Annotated in this window: 21 protein-coding genes, 1 tRNA gene and 1 pseudogene; 15 read left to right on the top strand and 8 right to left on the bottom strand. The window is 58.0% G+C overall.

Annotation, left to right across the window (positions count from 1 at the left end; all coding sequences use genetic code 11):
• Entirely contained in the window at positions 1–2,166 is a 2,166-nt protein-coding gene (locus N8E89_RS14470) for a mechanosensitive ion channel family protein (RefSeq protein WP_262260309.1), read from the bottom strand.
• A 351-nt stretch (positions 2,167–2,517) separates the two neighbouring features.
• On the opposite strand from N8E89_RS14470, the gene N8E89_RS14465 reads away from it, so the two are divergent.
• Both N8E89_RS14465 and N8E89_RS14460 read left to right on the top strand, forming a co-directional pair.
• Complete coding sequence (locus N8E89_RS14465) at positions 2,518–2,799, top strand: hypothetical protein (protein ID WP_112759818.1); 282 nt, start codon at positions 2,518–2,520, stop codon at positions 2,797–2,799.
• A 143-nt stretch (positions 2,800–2,942) separates the two neighbouring features.
• Complete coding sequence (locus N8E89_RS14460) at positions 2,943–4,205, top strand: TIGR03862 family flavoprotein (RefSeq protein WP_112759778.1); 1,263 nt, start codon at positions 2,943–2,945, stop codon at positions 4,203–4,205.
• Positions 4,206–4,270: 65 nt separating this feature from the next.
• On the opposite strand, the gene N8E89_RS14455 is transcribed toward N8E89_RS14460, so the two are convergent.
• Both N8E89_RS14455 and N8E89_RS14450 read right to left on the bottom strand, forming a co-directional pair.
• Positions 4,271–5,434 carry an MFS transporter gene (locus N8E89_RS14455; protein WP_112759779.1) on the bottom strand — a complete coding sequence of 388 codons (1,164 nt, stop codon included), beginning with the start codon at positions 5,432–5,434 and terminating at the stop codon, positions 4,271–4,273.
• 170 nt (positions 5,435–5,604) lie between these two features.
• Positions 5,605–6,303 (bottom strand): TetR/AcrR family transcriptional regulator, encoded by a 699-nt coding sequence (locus N8E89_RS14450; protein ID WP_112759780.1) that lies wholly within the window; start codon positions 6,301–6,303, stop codon positions 5,605–5,607.
• A 196-nt stretch (positions 6,304–6,499) separates the two neighbouring features.
• Between N8E89_RS14450 and N8E89_RS14445 the strand changes: the two genes are divergently transcribed.
• The gene (locus N8E89_RS14445; RefSeq protein WP_112759781.1) at positions 6,500–6,988 is read left to right on the top strand and encodes a RidA family protein; all 489 of its coding nucleotides are present in this window, start codon (positions 6,500–6,502) and stop codon (positions 6,986–6,988) included.
• A gap of 56 nt (positions 6,989–7,044) precedes the next feature.
• Positions 7,045–8,560 (top strand): annotated as a pseudogene (locus N8E89_RS14440) (winged helix-turn-helix domain-containing tetratricopeptide repeat protein).
• 110 nt (positions 8,561–8,670) lie between these two features.
• On the opposite strand, the gene N8E89_RS14435 reads toward N8E89_RS14440, so the two are convergent.
• A complete protein-coding gene (locus N8E89_RS14435) occupies positions 8,671–9,063 on the bottom strand; it encodes a GFA family protein (RefSeq protein ID WP_112759783.1) in 393 nt (130 codons plus the stop codon).
• An 81-nt stretch (positions 9,064–9,144) separates the two neighbouring features.
• Positions 9,145–10,071, bottom strand: coding sequence for a Gfo/Idh/MocA family protein (locus N8E89_RS14430; RefSeq protein WP_112759784.1), 927 nt, complete (start codon positions 10,069–10,071; stop codon positions 9,145–9,147).
• Positions 10,072–10,333: 262 nt separating this feature from the next.
• Between N8E89_RS14430 and N8E89_RS14425 the strand changes: the two genes are divergently transcribed.
• The 8 genes from N8E89_RS14425 (at position 10,334) to N8E89_RS14390 (ending at position 20,171) form a co-directional block, all read left to right on the top strand.
• Positions 10,334–10,996, top strand: a complete 663-nt coding sequence (locus N8E89_RS14425; protein ID WP_112759785.1) for a VOC family protein — start codon at positions 10,334–10,336, stop codon at positions 10,994–10,996.
• A gap of 552 nt (positions 10,997–11,548) precedes the next feature.
• Positions 11,549–13,798, top strand: coding sequence for an ATP-binding protein (locus N8E89_RS14420; RefSeq protein ID WP_410010312.1), 2,250 nt, complete (start codon positions 11,549–11,551; stop codon positions 13,796–13,798).
• 205 nt (positions 13,799–14,003) lie between these two features.
• On the top strand, positions 14,004–14,714 hold the full coding sequence (locus N8E89_RS14415) for a hypothetical protein (protein WP_262260306.1): 711 nt from the start codon (positions 14,004–14,006) through the stop codon (positions 14,712–14,714).
• Positions 14,668–15,489, top strand: a complete 822-nt coding sequence (locus tag N8E89_RS14410; RefSeq protein ID WP_262260304.1) for a hypothetical protein — start codon at positions 14,668–14,670, stop codon at positions 15,487–15,489. Before N8E89_RS14415 ends, N8E89_RS14410 begins: the two co-directional genes overlap by 47 nt.
• Positions 15,490–15,560: 71 nt before the next feature.
• Complete coding sequence (locus N8E89_RS14405) at positions 15,561–15,941, top strand: response regulator transcription factor (protein ID WP_112759789.1); 381 nt, start codon at positions 15,561–15,563, stop codon at positions 15,939–15,941.
• Positions 15,942–15,943: 2 nt separating this feature from the next.
• Entirely contained in the window at positions 15,944–17,707 is a 1,764-nt protein-coding gene (locus tag N8E89_RS14400; protein WP_112759790.1) for a tetratricopeptide repeat protein, read from the top strand.
• On the top strand, positions 17,707–18,750 hold the full coding sequence (locus N8E89_RS14395) for a HEAT repeat domain-containing protein (protein WP_112759791.1): 1,044 nt from the start codon (positions 17,707–17,709) through the stop codon (positions 18,748–18,750). The genes N8E89_RS14400 and N8E89_RS14395 overlap by 1 nt, the downstream gene beginning before the upstream one ends.
• On the top strand, positions 18,747–20,171 hold the full coding sequence (locus N8E89_RS14390; RefSeq protein WP_262260302.1) for a glycosyltransferase family 2 protein: 1,425 nt from the start codon (positions 18,747–18,749) through the stop codon (positions 20,169–20,171). Before N8E89_RS14395 ends, N8E89_RS14390 begins: the two co-directional genes overlap by 4 nt.
• 2 nt (positions 20,172–20,173) lie before the next feature.
• Here N8E89_RS14390 and N8E89_RS14385 read toward each other — a convergent pair whose 3' ends face one another.
• The gene (locus N8E89_RS14385; RefSeq protein ID WP_112759793.1) at positions 20,174–20,497 is read right to left on the bottom strand and encodes an Hpt domain-containing protein; all 324 of its coding nucleotides are present in this window, start codon (positions 20,495–20,497) and stop codon (positions 20,174–20,176) included.
• 2 nt (positions 20,498–20,499) lie between these two features.
• Positions 20,500–20,817 carry a response regulator gene (locus tag N8E89_RS14380; protein ID WP_410010377.1) on the bottom strand — a complete coding sequence of 106 codons (318 nt, stop codon included), beginning with the start codon at positions 20,815–20,817 and terminating at the stop codon, positions 20,500–20,502.
• 315 nt (positions 20,818–21,132) lie between these two features.
• Here N8E89_RS14380 and N8E89_RS14375 point away from each other — a divergent pair, with 315 nt between their 5' ends.
• The gene (locus N8E89_RS14375) at positions 21,133–21,474 is read left to right on the top strand and encodes a DUF1344 domain-containing protein (RefSeq protein WP_162707080.1); all 342 of its coding nucleotides are present in this window, start codon (positions 21,133–21,135) and stop codon (positions 21,472–21,474) included.
• Positions 21,475–21,578: 104 nt separating this feature from the next.
• Here the strand turns inward: N8E89_RS14375 and N8E89_RS14370 are convergent.
• Positions 21,579–21,655: transfer RNA gene (locus N8E89_RS14370), tRNA-Pro, on the bottom strand.
• 1,051 nt (positions 21,656–22,706) lie between these two features.
• Here N8E89_RS14370 and N8E89_RS14365 point away from each other — a divergent pair.
• On the top strand, positions 22,707–22,958 hold the full coding sequence (locus tag N8E89_RS14365) for a hypothetical protein (RefSeq protein WP_113172748.1): 252 nt from the start codon (positions 22,707–22,709) through the stop codon (positions 22,956–22,958).
• Positions 22,959–22,983: 25 nt separating this feature from the next.
• Entirely contained in the window at positions 22,984–23,295 is a 312-nt protein-coding gene (locus N8E89_RS14360; protein WP_112759796.1) for a hypothetical protein, read from the top strand.
• The last annotated feature ends 72 nt before the right edge of the window (positions 23,296–23,367 follow it).

Genomic DNA, 23,367 nt, shown 5'->3' with positions numbered 1-23,367 from the left:
CTAGCCTTCCCCCTCGGTTGCTTTCGCCGCTTCGGCAGCCTTCTTGCGAGCCATGGTTTCTCTTGTGGCCGCCGCAACAGCACCGGCAGAATAATCCTCGTTGCCGGCAACCTGAACTGTCGGTGACGCAAATCCGATACCGTTCTCCGCGAACGCTTCGCGTATCATCGCGTAAGCACGCCGCCGGATGGTGGATTGGTGGCCGGGTTTCGTCATCATGGCAAAGCTGAGGTTGATGCCATAATCGCCGAAAGCCTCAACGCCCTTCATTTTTACCGTTTCGATGATTTGCGGGCCGAATTCCTCATCTTCGAGCAGCGCGGCACCAACGCCCTTCACCAGCTTTTTGACCTTGGCGATATCCGTGTCGTAATTCACCGAAATCAGGAATTTGTCGATGACCCAGTCCCGGCTCATGTTCTGCACGGCACCCAGGGTACCGAACGGAACGGTGAAGATCGGACCGCGATGGTGGCGCAGTTTGACAGAGCGTATGCTGAAGGATTCGACGGTTCCCTTGTAACTGCCGCTCTGGATATATTCCCCCACCCGAAACGCATCATCTGTCATATAGAACACCCCGCTGATGATGTCCCTGACCAGCGCCTGCGAGCCGAAGCCGATAGCAACGCCGAATATGCCGGCGCCGGCAATCAATGGACCGATCGCCACGCCAAGCCCGGACAAGACCATCATGACGGCGATGGCGGCGATCAGCACGGCCAGGAAATTGCGCAGGATCGGCAGCAGGGTCATCAGCCGTCCGCTGCGGGCCAGCGCGGCTTCGTCGCCGCCTTCGATGCGGGCGCGCTCGATGCGCTGATTGATGAGGCCCTTGACCATATGCCAGATCAGATCCGCGGCAAGCAGGATCACCACGCCGCTCAGTACGCCGCGGATGATCCGGCTGGCAGCCTCGTCCTCCATCAATCCGCTTGCACGCAAGCGAATGACTGCGGCGAGCCAAGCCGCCGCGAGCGCGATGATGACCACCCTTACCCCACGCTCTATGAGGACTTCGAAGACCGGATTCCTGGGTTTTGCCTGATCATCAGGGCCAGAGAAGAACGACTTCACGATCGTGCTGGTTGACTTCAAAATCGGTGGCAGGATGAGCGCATAGATGCCGACCCACAACGCCCCGCTCATGCCGGCGACCCACAACAACCAGAGCAGGCACAGATAGAATGTGAGCAGCCATTCCTTGACGCGGTAGGCTCTTGAAGCAATGGGGGCTTCAGGGCGGTTCCATACGGTTTCGAGTGCAACCGCCAGAAGCCCAAGGCCGATGAAGTAGACGATCAGGCTCTTGACGTTGGGTGTGAAATTGAGTGCGGTCATCACTCTCGCAGCCGCCCATCCCGTCAAGAAGATGCCTGTGAACAAGGCAACGCGCCGATACCAGAAGCCGGCCATCACATCATCCATCGGAATGAGACGCATTTTGCCGTGCTCACCTGCAGGTGATTGCCCGCGATGAAATCCCAGGAGAATGGCGGTCAACCGCGTGATCACGCGCCAGGCAATCAGGCCGACAAGCATGGGAAGGACAAGCATGGCCAGCAGCGGGGGCCAGGTGAAAGCAAGAAACGCACCGATGCTGGCCAAAGCAAAGACCACCAAGGGTGCGATGGCTGCGAAGATCGACCGGCCGATCACGTGATGCCGTGCGGGCGTGCCTCCCTCGACCGCATCGGGTGTAACGTTCCGCCGTATCGCCTGGCTGACCAGTCGCCGGAAGACAAATTCGGCGCCGAAGCCGAGGGCCGCAAATGCGCCGAACAGGAGCAGGATTGCTCCCGGACCTCTCCCGTTGATCTCGGTCATTATCGTGGAGCTTGCCCCCGAAAACTCGGCAGGAATTGCCGGAACGGCTTGCCCCAGGCCCCGCAAATGCGCTCGAACGGCGTTTGACCAAAGCATAATCTCATCCGCTGCAGGCGCGGCCGGAGTCTCCGCCGCCTGCGGCGCACCCTTTGCGGTGATCCAGGCTTTGACATCCGGATCGTCCAACAGCTTCAGGAGCTGTTCGACCTTTTCAGGAGGGGGTGATGACACTGCGGTCTGTGCCTGTGAAACCGCTATACAGCCAAATACGAGAGCCAAGCCGAGTGCAAACAGGACGCTCGCCTTGATGGTGATGTCCCGGATCGCCGCAGTATTCATTCGTTTTGCCCCTGAAAGACTCTTTTACTTACTATGCCCTCAAAATTCTGCGCCGTCCCAAGAATAAATCACACACAATCTACCCGAGCGGGTCCAGAATTATCCGCCAATGCGGCTTTGGCTGACAAGGGAGGCCAGCCATCAATAACCGGACCCGCTCAGGTGAGGCAACAGGAGGGAGGCACCCCATTGCCCCGCCAAATGTTGGTGCAAAATATTTGCCGCGTCAAAGCTGTTACAGTAACATCGTTGCAATGATTGCCACGGCAAAGCATGCTGCAACGCATAATGGGTTTCCATTCAGGACCGGTACTATTTTGCGTGCCTGCGCAACATCTCGATGGGGTCAGCATGAAGTATATCCTCCCCGCTCTTCTGGTCCTTCTGTGCGCCAGCGATGTTGCGTCCGCCCAATCAGCACAGACGAACATGCTTGAACGCAGGACCGCCAGAGCAATCCGCAATGCGGGTTTCTGGTGCGATCAGGTCTCCAACGCGCAAGTCGACAAAGTGTTGTCGTCGATGGGGCCGACTGTTGTCCGTGTGACGTGCGACGACAGGACACGGTTCGAGCAGTACAAGCTCACCATGACCAAAGACAACAAGATCGCCAAGATCGAGGTCTGGAAATAAGCGGATGGGTGATGGCTGATCTGGGGCTCCCGATCGCCGGAAAGCATCTTCACCGGCTATTGTCACGCTGATCAAGTTGCCTTGCACTTCATGCCCGCGCAGGCCATGACTTGGCCGAGCGAGTTCGGTGGTCAGGCAGCACTATGAAAACAAAACAGGTCGGAATTATCGGTGGCGGGCCCGCGGGCCTCATGGCGGCGGAGGTTCTATCCTCCTGCGGACATTCCGTGACAGTCTATGACAGCATGCCGACGGTAAGCCGCAAGTTTCTGCTGGCGGGGAAGTCGGGCCTTAACATCACTCATGCCGAGGATTATGCGCGCTTCGTGCAACGCTTCGGCCCCGCCGCGCAGCGCTTGCGCCCTGCCCTTGACGCCTTCACGCCGGATGATGTGCGCAACTGGGCGACCGGACTTGGCACGGAGACTTTCATCGGATCCTCCGGCCGCGTCTTTCCAAGGGTCATGAAGGCTTCGCCGCTTCTGCGTGCCTGGCTTGGCAGGCTCGAAGGGCGCGGTGTCAAGCTGCTGACCCGGCATCGATGGACGGGTTTTGCCGAGAACGGTTACGCGTTCGACACTCCTGCCGGGTCAAAGACCGTCCAATGCGATGCGGTGCTGCTGGCACTTGGTGGTGCAAGCTGGCCTCGGCTGGGATCCGACGGAGCCTGGATGTCCTGGTTGCGCGACAAAGGTGTCGAGGTCAGCGCATTCCGACCTGCAAATTGTGGTTTCGATATCGAGTGGACTGCAATGTTGCGGGATCGTTTCGCCGGCGAGCCGGTGAAATCGGTGACTGCTTCATCGGACGCGGGTGTATTTCCTGGCGAACTCGTCGTAACACGGGACGGCATTGAGGGCGGCCTCGTCTATGCGCACGCTGCGAGTTTGCGCGACCGTCTTGAAACAGAGGGCAAGGCGGCGCTCATACTCGACCTTATGCCCGGGAGAACCGCGGAACGGCTGGCAAGGGACCTCGCGCGGCAAGACGGTAAGGCAAGTTTCTCCAGTCGTATCCGCAAGGGGGCGAGCATTGAAGGCGTAAAAGCTGCGCTCTTGCGGGAGTTCGGAAGTGACGCTGATCTTGCCGATCCGGAACGTCTTTCCCAGCTTATCAAAGCTTTGCCGGTCCCGGTTCTCCGGCCGCGCCCTATCGAAGAGGCTATTTCATCGGCGGGCGGCGTTGATTGGAACGCCGTTGATGGCGGATACATGTTGAAGACGATCCCAGGCGTTTTTGTCGCCGGGGAGATGCTTGACTGGGAAGCGCCGACCGGAGGCTATCTCCTTACTGCCTGCTTTGCCACCGGCCGAGCGGCGGCACAAGGCATCGATGCATGGTTACAGGGTCAATCCGCACCCGACTTCGCAAGTAATAATCAACAAACCGGAGACGGCTATCGTTGAACGCGCCTGTCGCGCCGCAAACAGGCGATTTGGACGGGTCCGGATATGCGGCACGGGCAAGTGCTTCAATCACGCCTCTCCGCCATCAGAAACACCGCCAGTACACAGCATAACAGGCCAAGGGACAATGGCAGCCCCTGATGTCCGATCAGTTGCATCGTCAGTCCAGTCGCGGGCGAGCCGACAATGCCGCCGAATCCCCAGACGAGCGCAAATGCTGCGTTGCCGGCGATCAAGGCCCGACCAGCGAAACGCTCGCCGAGTTGGATCAATGTCATGGTGTAGATCCCGAACGAAACCCCGCCCAAGACGAAGACGAGCGGCCAGATGAGCCACGAGTGGAAGAAAGCCGACAGAGCCAGGCAACCGGCCAGCGAAGTCAGGGCACAGAACAGCATGATCCGCGTCGAGCCGAACCGGTCGGCCAGCCGCCCGAGCAAAATCTGCAGCGCGGCATCGCCTGCGATGAAACAGGCGATCAGCGAAGCGGTGCGACTTTCGGAGCTGCCCAGCGCGGCGCCGTAGACCGCGAACAACGAAATCAGGGTCTGCTCGAAAGCGGCTGCGGCAAAAACCGCAAACAACAGGAGCGGCGCCAGTGCGAAGAAGCCGCCGACCGATGTTGCCTGGCCTTCGTGCGGCATCTGCGGCAGGCGCGGAACGACGGCAAGCACAATCAGACCGCAAAGAAGCAGAGCCATGACGGCGATTATGAAGGGCGGCCACGCTTCCGTGCCGACCAGGCCAAGCGACAACGGACCGATAGCGAAGCCGCCCGAAACGATTGCTGAATAGAGGCCCATGATGCGGCCCCGGCGCGACGCGGGCGTGATCGAGATCAGCCAGGTTTCGCTGATCACATAAGGCGGTTTGGTGAAGAATCCGAGCAGGAAACGCAGCGGCATCCAGGCCCAGACATCCTGCGTCCAGGCAATCGCAACCAGGGTGGCTGCTGCCAGGATCGAACACAGGATGGCCAGCCGCGCCTCGCCCACGCGCCGCGCCAGCGCCGGTGTGAAGTACGCCGATACGATGAAGCCCAGTGGCATCATCGCTGCCGACAGGCCGATCAGGCTGGGTGATGTGCCCTGGCGCTCGAGGATGAAACTGAGCAGCGGATAGGTCACCCCGGCCGCCACCGCGCCCAACGTGACGGTCGCGATGAGGCCCGCCATTGCTGCCAACGGAACCCGATACTCTCGCTGTGATGTCGTGCTTTCGGCAGTCATGTGGATTTCGAAACAGCCTCTGTTTGAATGAAGCCGGACTTTGCAGTATCCAAACGGTGCCGTACTTAAACTCTCCCAAATAGTTCCAAAAACTTCCAAAACCGGCGGACCGGATGCAATCGCGTTGAGTCTCGCCTTTTACTCATTTGCGTGGGAGAGGAAGGAAGAGTTCATTGTCGTGGCGAGAGGCCATCAAGCACGAAGTCAAGACCCTTCCGGAAGGCGCCATCCCAATCATTGTCCAACAGCAGACGAGTGCGTTCGATTGTCGGGTAGCGTTCACTGAGATGCTCAAGGCGCTGCTGCGCGGCGGCCCTGTCGTCGTCCGAGCGGTCGAAGCTCGCCCGGGTGATGGTGGCGCCCATCACATAGTTCCACAGCGACCATATCGCGACGTTCAGATCTGCGTCCGCTACACCGGCCCTGGACAAGGTCTTGCCCAACAGTTCCAGGCGGTTGAGGATGTTCTGGCCGAGTGCCCGGCGCGGCAACAGCGCTGCCGACCAGGGATGGCGCAGCATGCTCGCACGCCAGTCTTCGAGCATATGAACGGCTTCGCCGCGCCAGTCTTGAGACTCAACTGTTTGCGGCGATCCGCGATATTCGAGCACTGAATCGAGTGCCAGATCAAAGACCTGCTCTTTGTTGTCGACGTGCCAATACAGGCTCATCGCGCCGGAGCCGACGCGATCGGCCAACTTGCGCATCGTCAATCCCTCGACCCCTTGGGCGTCCAGCATTTCTACCGCGGTCGCCACGATACGTTCCAGAGACAGAGGCGTTTCACTTCGTGGTTCCTGCACGGATTGAAGTGACACACCTATCCGTTGAGACCGTTTGCCCTGACCGCCGCTACGTTTGGCTGCCATCCGTCTTCCCTGCTGATCATAAAGGTCGATTTAAGCCGACAATGCGACGAATGTCGATCCTGACCGATTGACTCGTACGGCGTACGATGCGATTGAATCGTACGCCGTACGAGTCAATCGCATCGGCTATGATTAAAGATCAATCCTGCCGGCACGAAGGTACGTTGCTCGCTGTCCGCAGAGCCAAGAGAAAATCATGTCACGCGCAACCAAGCATCTGCTCATCGGAGGGCTAATATTCATGACCATGGGAGTTCCCACTGCGACGACAGCGAATGAGAATGATCTCAAGCTGACCATCGTCAATCCAAAAAACCTCTACGATCCGTCGCCTAATGGCTACAGCACGGCGGTGATCGTGCCCAGCGGAGGCCAAGTGGCCTACATCTCCGGACAAGGCGGCCAAGATAGCACGGGAGCTCTGTCGCCCGACTTCGCCGCGCAGGTCAAGCAGGCTTATGCCAATCTGCGCACTGCGCTTGAGGGGCTTGGTGCGAAACCGGATCAGGTCGCCAAGCTCACGGTCTTCGTGGTCAATCACGATATGTCCAAGCTTGAGATTTTGACCCGGAACGTCAAGGAAATGTTCGGTGAGGCGCTGCCGGCGCAGACTCTGATTCCCGTTCCCAAGCTTGCCGTTGACCCCATGCTCTTCGAGGTGGAGGCCGTGGTCTTGCTTGACTAACCGGACCACGCTCTTGGCGCCCCAATAGTTTCCAAAAACGTTTAGACGGGCTATTGATGCGCCGTATGGGATCCCATTTTGCCTTTGGTCCGTTCGTGCTTGATTCGGGTGCGGGAACGCTCCTTCGGAACGGTGTTTCCGTTGCCGTTGGCTACCGCGCGCTAAAGCTGCTTGCGGCGCTTGTCGAACGGCCAGGCGAAATCCTGGGCAAGGCCGAGTTGATGGACGCCGCGTGGCCGGGCACCGCCGTCGAGGAAGGCAACCTCACCGTGCAGATTGCGCAGCTGCGGAAGCTGCTTGGTCCGGCCAGCAACGGCGGTCAATGGATCGTCACGGTTCCGCGCGTCGGCTACCGCTTCACGGGGGCCATCGAACAGCTCGGTGGCGCGAAGCGGATACCTTTGCCGCTACCCAGCAAACCATCGATAGCCGTGCTGCCTTTCGTTACCGTCAGCAACGATCCCGAACAGGAATCCTTCGCGGACGGATTGACCGAAGACCTGATCACCGAGCTTTCCAGGACCTCCGGCCTGTTCGTCATCGCGCGCAACTCGGCCTTTGCCTACAAAGGAAAGGCGATGGACGTGCGCGAGATTGCACAGGACCTTGGCGTCCGCTACCTGCTGGAGGGGAGCGCACGACGCGCCACGGGGCGCGTGCGCATCAACGCACAGCTGGTCGACGCGGTGAGTGGCGATCATCTCTGGGCGGAACGCTTCGATCGCAGCCTGGAAGATATATTTGCCGTCCAGGACGAGGTGACGGCCAAGATCGTCGAGGCGCTGCTCGGGCGGCTGCGCGCACCGCCTCCGCGCAATCGGCCCAAAAATCTCGAGGCTTACGATCTCTGCGTACGGGCGCGAAGGCTGATGGATGACTCGCCGCAGGCGGCGCAGGAAGCACATCTGATGCTCACGCGTGCGATTTCACTCGATCCGGGATACGCCGAGGCCTATCGCTGGCTTGCCATGAACCATTGGATGGGATGGGTACATTCTGGTGGACCAACCGAACCTACCCGTAGCGTTGCCTTGGAACTGGCGCGCAAAGCTGTCGCGATCGATCCAAACGATGCAGGCTGTCACTGGATCCTGGCTTACCTGCTTGCCTATGAGCGCAGCTTCGCCGAGGCGGAGGCGGAATTCGCCAAGGCGATCGAGCTCGACCCCAACGAAGCCGATACTTGGGCGGCACTATCCGACATCGCGGTCCTGGCCGGGCGGATCGATGAAGGCCTTGAGCACATTCGCAAGGCGTTCCGGCTGAACCCGTTTCCGGCGAGCTGGTACTACCTGACGCTCGGCCAGGCGCAATATGCCGCCGGCGAATACGAAGCCGCTGTCGAGACCCTGCGCAGGGACGAGACTTATCGTACAAGCTCACGCCGTTTCCTGGCGGCAAGCCTCGCACAACTCGGCCGGCTCGACGAGGCGCGCGCAGAGGCCGAATTGTTTCTCGTCGGCAACCCGCATTTCACGACCCGCCACTGGGCCATGACGGAGCCATTCCGCGGCGCTGCGGCAGCTTGAACATTTCGTTGATGGCTACCGCAAGGCCGGTCTTCCGGAGTGAGGCAGCGGTATGACCGAACGCGCCGTCTTTGAAAGCATCTGGTTCGAGATGCCGATCAGGGCATACATCTGTGTTGCCTTGTAACGATGGCTTTGCACCGCTCCCGCGACCTACTCCTCAAAACGGCTCGTGGCCTCGCGATTGCGGTCGTATCGTCGCGTGAGCGGAAATGGCGGCAACCAAGCCTCGCGTCGGACGATCCAGCTTTCGTAAGTTGGTATCAGTTGATCAGGGGCATCCAGAGATCCGAGGTACACTTCGATTTCATCTGTGGTGCGTGCGAAAACGGACGAGCCGCAGCGGGGACAGAAATAACGCCCGGCGTAGTCGCCCGTTTCGCCATCGATCGTCACCGCATCCTGAGGGAACACCGCAGAAGCGTAAAAAAGGGCGCCATGATGCTTGCGGCAGTCAAGACAGTGGCAAATGCCGACCCGGTATGGGGGTCCCGACGCCACAATTCGGACGTTACCGCACAGGCAACCGCCGGTGAATCGATCCATGCTGGGCCTCCTCTACATCAAGGCAAGCAGCCAACTCTTTGAAAAACAGGATGAAAGCACCTGCAACCATCCCATATGAAATCATTCGAGGAAAGCCGCCACAAGCTTCCGCTTCCCAAGCAAGAAAGCATCGGCCACGTGGCGGAGCGGCGCCAGATCGACATCGGACGTCCCCGATTTTATGATTTCGGCAAACCGGGCGTAGAGCGCAGAGTATTCCTGCTCAGGCTCCGCAAATTTGAGATCGCCATCGATCAAAAGCTTCGCGCCGCCTTCGGCGAGGACCATGGTACCTGCCTCGGTCTCCGCGATGATATCCCAGGTCTGCTTTCCAGTTTGCCGCCAATCGAACACGGCATGTATTGGCAGGTTGCCGGCGTCCGTCAAATGCAGCTCAGCCGCGATGGGCGCGTCGCAATTCTCCGGGAATTCAAGTGTCGCGGCCGTGATGAAGGCGGCCCGCGGCAATATATGGGTGACGATCGACAGGGCGTTGATACCTGGATCAAAAACGCCAAGCCCGCCTGCCTGCCAGATCCAGGCCTGATTCGGGTGCCAATGGCGGACGTCTTCCTTCCAAATGACTTTCACGCTTTTTATACGCGTCGAAGCGAGGAAAGCCTTGGCGGGCTCAACAGCCGGAGCATAGCGCGAATGCCAGCTCGCGAAGAGTGATACCCCCTTGGCTGCTGCCGTCGCTTCCAAATCAGCGACTTCGGAAAGTGTGGCTCCAGGAGGCTTTTCCAGGAAAACATGTTTACCGGCCGAAAGCGCCTTATGTGCAGCTTCGTAACGATATTGCGGCGGCATGCACAAAGACACTGCATCTATCGAAGAGTCTGCGTCCAGCATCGCTTCGATAGTCTTGTGGGCGGGCACGCCATCGACCGTGCCATGGCGGCTCGCCGTCGCGACAAGATTGAAATCCGCGCTTTTTGCCACCGAAGGCAAATGCTGATCGCGGACGATTTTGCCAACGCCAACGATGGCGAGATTGATAGGTGGCATATTGTGAACTCGCTTTGCTATTTCGCTTGAAAGTATGAGGTATTACGGCCGACTTTTGAAGAAGTCCATTGACGCTCACGCCGGAAAAAATCGCTGGATAGATAGAGGAAATACTGGGGGTTACGGGAGTCGCGACATCCAATCCGATGAGGGCCGGACGCTACCATGGGGTTGAGCATGATCACAATAATTCATTTTACACCGATCTTTGTCCGCACTACCCTTATCTGTGGTCTTAGTACGCCTCAAGGAGGACGATGCCATGACAACAGCAGAGACACCTGGATCGCGGACAGTCGACATGAAGCTCGAAATCGTCGTCATTCCGGTTTCGGACGTTGATCGCGCCAAGGAATTCTACGCAGGCCTCGGCTGGAGGCTCGACGCCGATTTCGCCAGCAATGACTTCCGCGTGATCCAGTTCACACCGCCTGGCTCCGGTTGCTCGGTCATCTTCGGCAAGAACGTCACCGCGGCGTCTCCCGGCTCCGCCCAAGGGCTGTACCTGATCGTCTCCGACATCGAGGCGGCCTGCAAAGAGCTGCGTGGTCGCGGCGTCAACGTCAGTGACGTGTTTCACCCCGCCGGCGATGTATATACAGGTCCGGACGAACCTTATCTGTTTGGACGCACGCGGGTTGGCGGTCCGGATCCCGCGCGCGGCAGCTACCGCTCCTTCGCGTCCTTCAGCGACCCGGACGGCAATGGCTGGCTGTTCCAGGAATTGACTGCGCGATTGCCCGGACGCGTGGACGTAAACGAAACGGCGTTCACCTCGTCGACGGAACTCGCGGGCGCGCTACGGCGTGCGGAGACTGCACACGGGGAATTCGAAAAGGGGCTCGGCCACCGGGATGAGGACTGGCCCAACTGGTACGCGGAGTACATGGTCCAGGAGCAGTCCGGCAAACCACGCCCCACATAACCGGTCCCCACTCAACTCAGGATGTGGATCGCGCCTTCAAATCCAACGTTCTCAGATATAGCGCGGTTCGACTATGGCGTTCTCCTCCGCTGCGCCTTTGCTGACCAACCCTTCGTCCGCATCGAGATCGTGTGCGTTTCGCAGGAGCGAACGTGTTTCCTGCAGATGAACTTTCCACCCCGGAACCCCATATCTTCCCAGATCGTGGCAACGCCCGCCGGAGCAACAAAAACTGCCGGGAAGCTGCAGGCAGAGCCAGATGAACACCCCCAATCGGACGGCCGGCATTCATTGATCGCGACAGTTTGCGACCGGTCTCCACTCGCCAAACCTGTTTGCAGAATAAATTATTAGGTTAGGTTCTATTATCGTCAAGCCAAACAGGGAAAAGCCCGATGTCATTCGAAACAGTTATTCACCTCATCCAGAGCGCGAGTGTCCTCGTAGTGGCAGCGCTGCTTCTGGCCCTGCTCGGGTCAGAATCTGGATCGCAAGCCGCTGGCGAGACGTTTAATCGTCGGGCTGATCTTCGGGATTGCCGGTTTTCTCTCGATGGCCGACCCCCTGGAAATCTTGCCGGGGATGTTTTTGGATGCACGAAACGTCGTGATCGCATTGTCCGCCGGATTCAGCGGAATTGTGGGCGTAGCGGTCACCGCGGCGATCGTGATTGCCGTACGCTTTTGGCTCGATGCCGGGGCTTTTACCGCTGTCGTTGGCATCGTGATAACAGCGATCGGAGGCGCATCATACCGGCATTTCGTGGCACGGAATCGGCCACTGGCGCTTAAGGATCTTATAGCCTTGGGTCTGGTTGCCACGGTGCTGCCCCTGTCGGCGCTCGTGCTGTTGCCCCGAGAAACCGCTCTGTTCCTGATGAAGAACGTTCTGCCCTTCACCTTGCCGATAAACTTTGCCGCGACGATCCTGATCGGGCTGCTGGTTCTCGGAGATCGTCAGCGGCGCTGGGCCCTTGCGTCGATGCGCGATGCCGTCGCACGCCTTCAAGGCGTTACCGACAATGCGCCGGGCATGTTCTTCCAGCAAAGAATATCTCCCGAAGGAAAGCCAACGCTCTTGTTCGTCTCGAAAGGCGTGGAGCGGCTGCTGGGTGTTTCGCCCGAGGATTTCGTCAACGGCAGCATCAATCCCATGTCGAGGGTGCCCGACGCCTACAGAGACGAGGTCACCGCCAAGCTGCGGGAAGCTGCATTGAATTCAACCGCCTGGGATTTGGAAACGCCTTATTCCATGAGCAATGGCTCGGAAATCTGGGTTCGCGGTCAAGCACAGCCGCGCCAAGATGAAAACGGCCAGACGCTGTGGGAGGGCTTTCTGATCGATATTACCGCCCAGAAGCAGGCCGAGCAGATGAAGAACGAATTCATCTCGACCGTCAGTCACGAACTGAGGACACCACTGACCTCGATCCGGGGCTCTTTGGGTCTGATAACCGGCGGAGCGGCGGGCGAGCTTCCGCCCAAGGCCAATGCGCTCCTCCAGATAGCCCAGGCAAACAGCGAGCGCCTCGTCAGATTGATCAATGACATTCTCGACATGGAACGGATCGGATCCGGTCGCATGCCGTTCCATATCCAGCGCTATGGCTTGCGGCAGCTCATCGATCAGGCGGTCGAGGCCAATAGCGGCTATTTCAACGAGCACAGCATCGGCTGGACCGTCACGGACAATACAGCGGGAGCGGAGGTGCTCGTCGACAGCGACCGCTTCCACCAGGTGATGAACAATCTGTTGTCCAACGCCATCAAGTTTTCTCCTCCGGGCGGGGAAGTGTCGATATCCCTCGACCCCCAGCCGAAAGGCATCCGCGTAGCCATCAGTGACCGTGGCCCGGGCATCCCCGAAGCGTTCCGATCGCGAATGTTCGGCAAATTTGAACAGGCCGATTCCTCCGATACCAAACAAAAAGGCGGCACCGGGCTCGGGCTATCCATTTCCAAGGCGATCGCGGAGCGCCTTGGCGGAGCACTTTCATTTGAATCCGAGATGGGTCAGGGAACCACTTTCTACATCGATATTCCCGTGGCCGAGCAAGTCGAATTGCCCGTGCCTTCTGTCCCCGAGGGATGGGACCGCGTTCTGGTCGTCGAAGACGATCATGACGTTGCAAGGCTCATCAGAATTCTACTCGCAAATGAAGGGATCGATTGCGATATCGCCCACGGTGTTGCCTCGGCTCGCCGGATGATTCAAGAAAACGACTATAAGGCCATGACCCTCGACATCCGGCTTGCCGGTGAAAGCGGCATCGACGTGTTCAGGGAGCTGAGAGCTAACAAAGCCACTGAACAGTTACCCGTCGTGGTCATTTCTGCAATCGTCGACGAAGCCAAGGCCGCGATCAATGGCTCGGCATTTGGTGTGGTGGATTGGATACAAAAGCCGGTTGATCCCGAGCGATTTGGTCTGGCGATCCGCAAGGCTTGCCAAACATCCGCCGGTAAACCAAGGATCCTGCACATCGAGGATGATCCCGGCGTCAGAGAGGTGATCGCGGCCGCATTGGGCGATGATGTTCTGATCGATGGGGTGACCACAAGCGCTGAAGCCCTGGAGCATTTGGCCGGCAATAACTATTCAACCGTCATCCTCGACCTCTCCCTACCGGACGGTTCCGGCGCCGACCTCCTTCCGTTTATCCCCACAGGCACAGCAGTCATCATTTTCTCGGCGATGGACATCAGCGAGCGCCCTCAGAGAGAGTGTTACGGCAGCGTTGACCAAGACCAGAACTACAGAAATCGACGTTGCCCGTGTCATTCGCGATGTCATGGCCAATAGCGTGTCGCCGAAAATCTCTGAGAAAACATGACGAATGGCCGCCATGCGTCTTCGCGTCGAACCACTGGTGCTGCAAGCCGCCTTACTGATCGGGTGCGCATTATCCGCGAACGCTGATGGGCTCAATTTGTGCAAAGAAAGGTCAGGTCCGGTCCTGCTCAAGACCGAACGACATAGTGCCGGTTGCGAATGGCAAGACAGCGTTATGAACCAAGCGGACATCATCTGGATGGATCTCATCGCTAAAAGCGCCAAAGCGCCCTCCCGCCTTGTCATCGAGGGTTTGACAAAAGACGGGCAGTTCGTTCCCGAGCGGGCACATGGTGAAAACACCGGCGCAACGCCGCGTTTGCCCCTTTTGCCATTTGAAACCAACGTGTTGCCTCTGTTGGATGGAACGGTCTTCGGGCGGGAAAAGCGCGTGTCGTTCAAGAACAAGCGCAATGGACTGCAGTTGACCTGCAAGCCTGGCACGGCGCCCGCGGGTCTGATTCTGAAGCCAACGGCCCACCGTATCCCGCAAGGCCTCGACCAATCCATCGTGATGGGGGGTGTTGCCCGCGGCCAGTTCCGATCTGCAGCGGTTGCGGCCGGAGCGGATGTTCCAGCGACTGCACCGTTCTTTCCCGAGAGTAAGACAACACCGGTTGAATTGTGGCTGCCGGATCCGGCCGGGCGTGGCTTGCCTGGACATGGCACTGAACAGATCGTGCTCCTCTGTCCTGAGACAGCGGGCACGATCGACATCCGGTCGATCGCCCTTCGGCCGGGTGCGAAGCTGGCTACCCGCCCTATCCTGGCATCCTGGGTCTGGCAACCGGAAGACTGGCAGAAAAAACCCGGCCGAAATTCTCGCTTGGGCCACATCCATGCAACTCAATCGCCTTTATCTCCAGCTCGACATCGCCGCGGGTGAAGTTGCGCATCCTGAGTTGCTAGGGACATTTTTGACTGAAGCAGCCGATGCTGGCATTGCAGTGTTTGCTGTTGAAGGCGATCCCCAGATGGTTCGCGGCGACGGAAGAACGAATGCGCTGGCGCGCACGAGTGCTATCTCAAGATTTCAGGACGCAGCCATGGCGAATGGACGGCTCGCAGGCATCCAATATGATATCGAGCCCTACATATCGCCGGCCTATGCATTTGATCGACAGGCAATCTGGAAAGATTGGTCTTACACACTGGAGGAACTTCACAGGCTATGGCGCAGCAACATAGAGGTCGTCGTTCCGTTCTGGCTCATTGACGATGTTGACGGGCGGGATGCGATCGAGCGTATACAATCATTTGTATCGTCCTTCACCGTGATGGCCTACAGGACCAGTGATGAGGTGATTGTGGAAGCGTCCGAGCCGTGGCTGAACTTTGGCGTCCTGCACGGTGTCAACATCATCATAGCATTGGAAAGTGGTCCGGTTCCGGACGAGGTCCACCGCACCTATGTTCGGTCGAACACCGGCACAGCTGAGGTCGTGCGTTTTTCCGAAGCCGATGCTGTGTTGGTGTCAGATAAGCCGATTTCATTAGACCGGGGGATGATTTATGCGTTCAGTCATGAGATAAAGGTTTCCGGCGACAGAATCAGTTTTAAAGGGAAACTGCCTTTGTTGCTGGCAACGATCGACAGACTCCGTACCACCTTTCCTTCATGGCGATCTTTTTCCGGGTTTGCCGTGCATGGGCTGAGGTAGCAAATTCCTGCGGTGCAAATCTTAAATGTGATTCTGACATTTTTGAACGACGACATGGCTTGGGTATCTGTATGACCGAAAAAACAAAAATCCTCATTTGCGATGATGATCCCCTGCTGCTTGAACTCGTTGAGTATAAGCTGAAGGCCAAGGGCTATTTGGTCATCCGCGCTGAAAACGGAGAGGAAGCACTCATAGCTATGGCGGCAGAAAAGCCAGACCTCGTTGTTCTGGATGCGATGATGCCGATGCTGGATGGGTTTGAGGTTTTAAGGCACATCAAGCAACATCCGGATTTCGCGCAAATGCCGGTTGTCATGCTTACCGCGCGCAAGAGTGAGAAGGATATCGTCAGTGCACTTGATCGGGGTGCTGACGATTATCTCGTCAAACCGTTCATTCCAGACGAACTGCTCGCGCGTATCTCCCGGCTGCTTGCTGCGAGGCGATAGGCATGCCGGCGCGACGCTTCATCTGGAGGATTGCGGCCGCGCTCGCGTTGAATTTCTGCGCGTCCTGGGCGCTGGCGCAGACGAGCGAGACAGAACGCCTCTACAAGGAAGGAGTGGACGCGCGGCTCCATGACCGGTTTGACGAGGCAAGGTCCAAGCTGGAAGAAGCCGCAAGACTTGCGCCGGCCAATGCCGATGTCCTGGTTCAGCTTGGTTTCACGTTCCTCGCTCTGGGAGACATCGGAGGCGCAGAAACGGCATTCAAGCGAACGCTTGAAATATCGCCAGCTTATGTTGATGCCAAGTTTGGTCTTGCCCAGATCGCTTTCAGGCGTGGCGATCTTCCCGGGGCAAAGATGTTCGTTGACCAGGTGCTGACAGAACGGCCCGATGATGCCGATGCCAAGGTCCTTCAAGTGAACATTGCCAAAGCAGAAGCGGAAAAAGCCCGGCCGCGCGCCGCAGCACAAAAGTCAGACAAGCTTGTACGCGGGGCGGCTCCGGTTCCGCGCCTGGATCCAGTTGTTCAATTGGCAGATGAAGCACGCAAACGGCGTATGGAGGGGCGGTTTGGCGAAGCGGAAGTTTTGTACAACAAGGCGCTGACACATGACCCGCGCAATGTCGACCTGTTGGTCGCATTAGGAATGGTCCAAGGCTACCAACAGAAATTTGAAGATGCGCGGCTCAGCTTCGAAAAAGCATTGGCCATTGCGCCGAATTCACTTGATGCCAAGATCGGTCTTGTCCGTTTGTCAATCTGGACAGGCGGTACCGAAGCAGCGGCGGCCCAGTTGCAGTCGCTCTCCTCAACGTCCCCGGATAACCGGGAGATACTGGGCTTGCGCGCTCGAGTGTTGCTTCTAGAGGGTCACGCAGCCGAAGCGGAAGCGGCCTTTGCAGCTCTCGTTGCCGCTGATGGCAACGATGTCGATGCCGTTCTTGGCCTGGGGGATGCCCGCCGCGCGCAAGGGCGGGAAAAGGCGGCACTGCAGGCTTACCAGGCGGCACTTGTCCTCGATCCGGATTCAGTGGATGTTCAACAGCGTCTCGATGCGCCTGCACCCAAGTTTTGGCGGTTGGATATCGACGGCAACTACAGCACCTTGACGGGATCGCAACCAGACTGGTCAGAGGGTAGCATCGCCCTGTCGCGTGCGTTCGGTCCAGATACCACACTGACCGCCCGCTTCTTCGCCGCCACGCGCTTCGATCATTCGGACCAGCAGGCGGAGCTCGGCATCGCGCACAAATTCAGCGATCTTTTCTCCGGATACGCGTTTGCCTCAGTCACACCCGACGCGGATTTTCTACCGCAATATGCCATTGGCGGGGGTGGTGCGCTTCTGGTGACAAAGGGCGCCGATCGTTTCGGCCCCCTGTCGGCAACGCTTGATCTTAAATACGAGCGCTATAGCGATGGCGACGTTGAAACGGTTTCACCAGGATTGCAGCAGTCGCTATGGTCGGACAAACTGGTCCTGACGGCCAAATGGATCAATGTGTTCGATCAACAGCAGCACCATGCGGGAGGCTATCTGGTCCGCGCGGACTGGTCCGTCGTCGATCGCCTGCGCCTCTTTGCTGGCTATTCCGACGCGCTGGAACCGTCCGATGGCATAATGATCCCAACACAGTCGATTTTCGGAGGCCTTTCATTCGACTTAAACGAGCAAGTGACGCTGCGGACCAACTTCGCCCATGAAGAACGGGAGAATGCTTACAATCGCGACGTTTACGGCGTTGGCATGACCTGGCGGTTTTGATGTTGTATGGCCTTTGGATCATTTCCCTTTTGCTTGCCGCCATCTCGCTACTGGTAATGACTGGCCTTGTCGCGGCGCGTATGTTTCGAGCCAACAGGCAGGAACGGCGCGAACTGGCCCGGAAACGACTGCTTCCCGCATTTCTCGCCTTTACCGAAGACGGCGATCAAGAGGCATTTCTAAGCAAGGCGGCTACAGTTCCAATGTCGACAACCGTCGATCTGTCGCTCGAATTTCTCAATCTCATGCGGGGCGACGAACATGCAAACCTCGTAAATGTCCTGACCCGCGCGGGGGTCGCTCGAGAGCTCGTTTTTCGCACCGCCCGGGGCAACCGGACCAGCCGAATTCATGCGGTTGAGGCTCTGCCGTTTTTTCCCGGACCCGAGACCACTGTATCACTTCGGAATGCGCTGAAGGATCGATCGGCAGACGTTCGACTTTCAGCTGCAATTGGACTTGTCGCCGGCGGGAGCAACGTGCCACTTGCGGAATTGCTGGAACAACTCGGCACTGGTGATTTGGCTTCGCGCCGATTGGTTGGTCTTTTTCGCCACCTTCCGGCGGAGCGATTGGATGAACTGAGAGAAATCCTGAAGTCGGGAGAGACGCCCTCGATCGTCCGGGCCGCAGCGATCGAAGCGCTCGGTACTTCAGGCGATTACTCGCTCTTGCCGCTGTTTGCCGCCTGCATCGCGGATGGGGAGCCAGAGGTCAGTGCAGCAGCAATCCACGCAATAGGCGAACTCGCACATCCGGCAGGAGCAACTGCAATTGAACGGGCGCTGACGAACGCTGATTGGCAGGTCCGTGCGGAAGCAGCGACGGCGGTGGCTCGCATTGGCCTCGACAGGGCCAGCGGGCAATTGAGCGAGCTCCTGGAGGATGACCAGTGGCTGGTCCGGTACGCGGCCAGCAAGGCGCTTTTCGATCTGGGGGCCGATGGCCGCACTGTGCTGGTCGACATCGCCAAGGGTGGCAGACCTCGCAGTCAACGGGCGGCCGCGCTGCTCCTCGCGGAAGAAGGGTACGAGGCACAATGAACGATTGGCTGTACTGGATCACAACGGGCGCCACGATCATCGCAGGTTTCGTGATCACGTGCGGTTTGGCACAAACGACGGTGTATTTGTTACAGCTGCTGCTGGCAGCGATGGCACTTTCCAGCCGCCCTCCGGTTGCGAGGGCAACACTGCTGTGGCGCCGCTACAGCGACGTGGCGCCGCCGGTTGCGCTGGTGGTGCCCGCGTACAATGAAGAAATGAATGTCGTTGAAAGCGTGCGTTCGCTGCTGTCGCTGGAGTACCCTGCCTACGAGGTGATCGTCGTCAACGACGGTTCACGCGACGCGACACTGGACCGGCTGAAGGAGGCATATCAGCTGCGTCTTGTGACCCGCCCATACGAAGAAGCCCTGTCGCACGCGCCGATCCGGGGAATCTACGCATCGCAGCTTAGCAACCGCCTGTTTGTCGTCGATAAAGACAATGGTGGAAAAGCCGACGCCCAAAATGCTGGCATCAACGTTTCCCGGGCGCCCCTGTTCTGCGTCATCGACGCAGACTCGATTCTTGAGCCGGATGCGCTGTTGCGCGCCGTGCATCCATTCGTGGATGATCCCGTCCGGACCATTGCGGTGGGAGGAACCATTCGGATCGCCAATGGCTCCGAGGTCAGCGGCGGACGTGTCTCGAACGTGCGGCTGCCCCGAAAACTATTGCCGCTCCTGCAGATCGTCGAATATTTGAGGGCATTCCTGATGGCGCGGCTCGCCTGGAGTCGCATCAATACACTGATGCTCGTCTCGGGAGCTTTCGGTATATTTCGCCGCCGCGAGGCAGTTGAGGTGGGGGGCTTTACAAAAGGCTCAATGGGCGAGGATCTTGATTTTATCGTCAAGCTGCATCGCCACATGCGGGACAACGACCGCGATTACAGGATTGAATTTATTCCGGAGCCCGTTTGCTGGACCGAGGCGCCCAGATCCCTTGACGTTCTCGGCCGGCAGCGGTCGCGCTGGCAGCGGGGATCACTGGAAGTGTTTTTCCGCTACCGCTCAATGCTGTTCAATCCCCGCTATGGCCGCATAGGCTTTCTCGGCTTTGGCCACATATTCCTGGTCGATGTCATCGGGCCGGTTATCGAGGTTCTCGGCTATATTCTCATGCCAGCCTTTTGGCTGCTCGGTATTCTCGCGCTCGACTATCTCCTCGCCTTCACCGCCTTGGTTTTCACTTACGGCGTCTTCATCAGTGTCATGTCCCTGATCCTTGAGGAGGTCGAACTACGGCGTTTTCCGAGGGCACGGGATCTGGTCATTCTCACCGGGGCAGCGGTTCTGGAGAATTTCGGCTATCGTCAAATCAACAATTACTGGCGCCTGAAAGGTATGTGGCAATACGCACGCGGCGGCAGCGAATGGGGCCAGATGACCCGAAAAGGTTTTGCCAAGCAGACGAAATAAAATCAGGACTTCCCGACGTCCTGCCTGGTCTCCAGCGCGTCATTCATTGCCGCGATGAGACCATCCAGCAAGGTCTTTACCATATCTTCGTTTGTCTGGCCGCCATTTTCCTGAAGAACCGTTTCGAGTTCCATCGCAGCGTTGCTGATCGCCGGAAATCCAAACATGCCACCGGAGCCAGCCAGGGAATGTATGAGCCGCAGGAAATCCGCCTGCTCGCCCACTGGCGCAGCTTCGCCTATTGAATAGCCAGCGCGAAGCAGGGGAAGATTTGTTCCGCACCGCTCAAGAAACCGCTGACGCAGCTCATTAAGCTTGTCTTCCATATTCAACTCGCCTGCAGGTATTTGCGCACGTCTTCCGCCAGTGCCATAGGATCGAACGGCTTGGCGATAACGCCTGCTGCGCCCAGTTGCAGAAAGCGCTCAACATCGCGCGCCTGGGTTCTCGCTGTAATGAAGACCACCGGAATATTCTGCGTGATCGCGTCCCTGCGAAGCTCCTCCAAGGTCATGGGTCCATCCATGCCAGGCATCATGACATCGAGCAGTATCAGGTTTGGTTTCCAGCTCCTCGCCACCTCGAGGGCCTCCTGGCCCCCAGCACAGGTTCTCACCTCAAGAGCAGCATCCAATTCCAATGCCATTGAGGCGACCTCGCGAATGTCGCTCTCATCATCAACATAGATCACGCGCCAGGATGCCAATACGTCCTCCAATCCATTATCGAGTTGAGAACTTGCTTCAATTCGGCTCCCCGTGTCCAGTCGCAATTATCAATTTCTGCTCAACGGAAGTTGAACAACATTACATGCAATTCATTGTTTTTGCGTATATTTGAGACGTATGATCTCGCTAGCTGACACATGATGTGCCGGTGTGGGGACGGGACGATGCAGTCCTTGTCGAAGCTCGGACTGGCACATCGGCTCCCGTCCAAAACAGGACCAGGGAGGTTAGTGATGAAAAAAATCATTCTTGCAATCTCTGCACTCGCCCTGGCGACAGGTGTCGCCGCCGCAGCGCAAGCGCCGAGGAGTTACCCATCCGCAATGAGGGCGGCCCATCCCGCCGCTCAGCTGTTCAGCACGACAGGAACTGTCGAAAGCTTGGACCCGCGATCAAAAACTGTTCAGTTGACCACTGGCACAAAATATCAATTGCCGAAAACGGCTGACTTACGAGGCGTGGCGGTCGGGGAGAAGGTCCGGATCAGCTGGACCGCTCAAGATCCTTACGGCACCTCGTTCGGCAACAGCGAGTCCGACGAATTCCACGCAAATCGTTTGGTTGTCGTGCGGTAGTTGACCTTGAAACTTATAGTCCGCCAGCGTGAAGTTGGCGGACTGTCGGGCCTCACGCTGGCCAGCAGCGTACTTCCGCTCAACGTTGAAAACATTACACGAAATGGTCGGAGTGGCCGGATTCGAACCGACGACCCCTTGACCCCCAGTCAAGTGCGCTACCGGGCTGCGCTACACTCCGACACTATTGCTAAATCAACGACTTAGCCGGGCATCTGCTCCTCAGAATGTTCGGCTTGTTTGCCGGGGAATGCTGAGGGCTACAGTCTTGCCGATTATTTGCGAGGCTTCTGGGGGAAACCACTATCGACAGCGGAGCAATTACCCTATGGCGCTACAGGAGGCAAGGGCCCCGCGGAAGTGCGGACAAGAAAAATCCGGCGGCGATCCGAGCCGGTGGGCGCATGGGGTATCCAGGATACGCCCGCCGATGACCTACGATCCTTGATGCCCTTGACCAGCTGGAGGTTTTTCACGACCTGTGCTGAGGCGGAGTTTGATCAGGGCGTGGCCTTTTGCTGAGACAAGCGTCCAAAAAAGTGGGGAGGAAGAGCCGAGCCTGCGGGGGGTGCAGTGGCGGTCTTCCTCCCAAGAGGCTTGGCCGGATTGGGGGATCGGAGGCCAAGCCTTCATTATCTTACACCTTAGAGATTAGTTCAGTCTAATGAATTTGATTGAACTAAATCGGGCACAAATCGACCATTTGGCCGTTTGGCATTTCCTTAGCATCCAGTCCGCTTTGGGGGCGCGCCCCAGTTTCGGGTGATGGGTCAAGCGCCTTTGGGCACTTCCCATCACCAGCCGACAAGCAGCCTACGGGATCACTCCGGCTCATAGCTTACCGATAATGAGGGAGACGAGAGTGTTCCCAAAAAGGGGAGAGATGAGACATTGGCCCTTGGGGATGGGGTATCCCGGCTGCCGATAAGTTGCCTCAACCCCTCCCAGATGGCTTGCCGTGGGCTTTGGGGCTTATGAGCGGCAAGCGATAGTAGAATACACCTTGACGACGGTTGCCGTCAGCGGGGCAATTCGATGTAGGTGCCACCGCAATCGCCAAACAGAAAACACCCGCGTGCTGTCTGACCACAAGCAGACGGCGCAAGGGCACTTTCGCGTCTATGCCATATGCCAACCCGCCGCTGGCTTCCCTTCCGAAGTTCCATCAAACAATTGCGGAACATATGCAAGGCACGCGCCGTTATACCTCCTCAATGAAAAGGAGCTTTGATATGGCGATATTCTCGAAGAATGCGGATGAGATACAGGGTGACGTTGAGGCACAGATTGCGGCCTTGCGCAAAGAAATCTCGAAAATCACTGCAAGCCTTTCGGATTTAAGCGGTGAACGATTTGACGACATGAAGCGGGTTGCAACCAGGCAGGCACGCTATGCCGCAGACACCGCCAAGGAAAATCCGGTTGCTACCTTGGCGCTCGTTGCAGGTGCAGCTCTCCTGATCGGGCTTTTCTCACGCCGCTAATCTTGGCTTACGAAGGACGACCACAATGGACGACATGACCGATGCAATGCAAAGTGAAACCGACCAGGCGCGACTGAGAAGCGAGATTGCCGAACTCAAACGCGACTTGGCTGCTATCGCCAAAACGCTCTCTGATAAAGGTATTGAACTATTGGACGATTTTACGGACGGGGACCGTTCAACCCTTGATGAGATTAAAGAGCGCGGCCAGCGTGCAGCGATAGGGTTGGGATATCAAGCGCGCAAGATTGCCAACACGCCAACACAAAACTCGGTGTCGACACTAATGATTATCGCCGGTCTTGGCGTCATCATCGGTATGTTGGCCGCCAGGTGATAAATAAACCGATTCTGTCGGGAACCTTTAAGCCAGTCTTGCGTTTTCCCGGAACTGGTCCCCCAACCAGTT

The sequence above is a fragment of the Phyllobacterium sp. A18/5-2 genome (genome assembly GCF_025452215.1).
Classification (GTDB): Bacteria; Pseudomonadota; Alphaproteobacteria; order Rhizobiales; family Rhizobiaceae; genus Phyllobacterium; species Phyllobacterium sophorae.
The sequence above is the reverse complement of the archived record's forward strand: the minus strand, read 5'-3'. Positions and strand labels throughout refer to the sequence as shown.